At 50.7% G+C, this 761-nt stretch carries 1 protein-coding gene; it reads right to left on the reverse strand.

Annotated features, from left to right (window positions below; all coding sequences use genetic code 11):
• A partial coding sequence (locus HMPREF3066_RS07945) for an elongation factor Tu (RefSeq protein ID WP_141743198.1) occupies positions 1–761 on the reverse strand: 761 nt, incomplete at both ends.

The raw sequence follows: 761 nt of genomic DNA on the forward strand, positions 1-761 counted from the left end.
CCACCTTCGCGAATCGCAAAGCGCAGACCTTCTTCCATAGCGATAGGTGCAATCAATTCTACAGTGATGGCTACGTTCTCACCAGGCATAACCATTTCTACACCTTCTTCCAAAGTAACCGCGCCGGTTACGTCGGTAGTACGGAAGTAGAATTGAGGACGGTAGTTAGCGAAGAACGGAGTATGACGACCACCCTCTTCTTTGCTCAATACGTACACTTCTGCTTTGAATTTGGTGTGCGGAGTGATGGTACCCGGTTTAGCCAATACTTGACCGCGTTCCACTTCTTCGCGTTTGGTACCGCGCAGCAATACGCCTACGTTGTCACCTGCTTGACCTTCGTCCAGCAGTTTGCGGAACATCTCAACACCGGTACAAGTGGTTTTTTGGGTTTCTTTCAGACCTACGATTTCGATCTCGTCACCAACGTGGATGACACCGCGCTCTACACGGCCGGTTACTACTGTACCGCGACCGGAGATGGAGAATACGTCTTCGATAGGCAACAGGAACGGTTTGTCTACGGCACGCTCGGGAGTCGGGATGTAGCTGTCCAATGCGGCAGCCAGTTCGAAGATTTTTTCTTCGTAAGCGGCGTCGCCTTCCAAGGCTTTCAGTGCAGAACCTTGTACAATCGGGCAGTCGTCACCAGGGAAGTCGTAGCTTGACAGCAAGTCACGGATTTCCATTTCAACCAGTTCCAACAATTCGGCATCGTCAACCATGTCGCATTTGTTCATGAACACGATGATGTAAGGTAC

It is taken from the genome of Neisseria sp. HMSC03D10 (assembly GCF_001807625.1).
Lineage (GTDB): Bacteria > Pseudomonadota > Gammaproteobacteria > Burkholderiales > Neisseriaceae > Neisseria > Neisseria mucosa.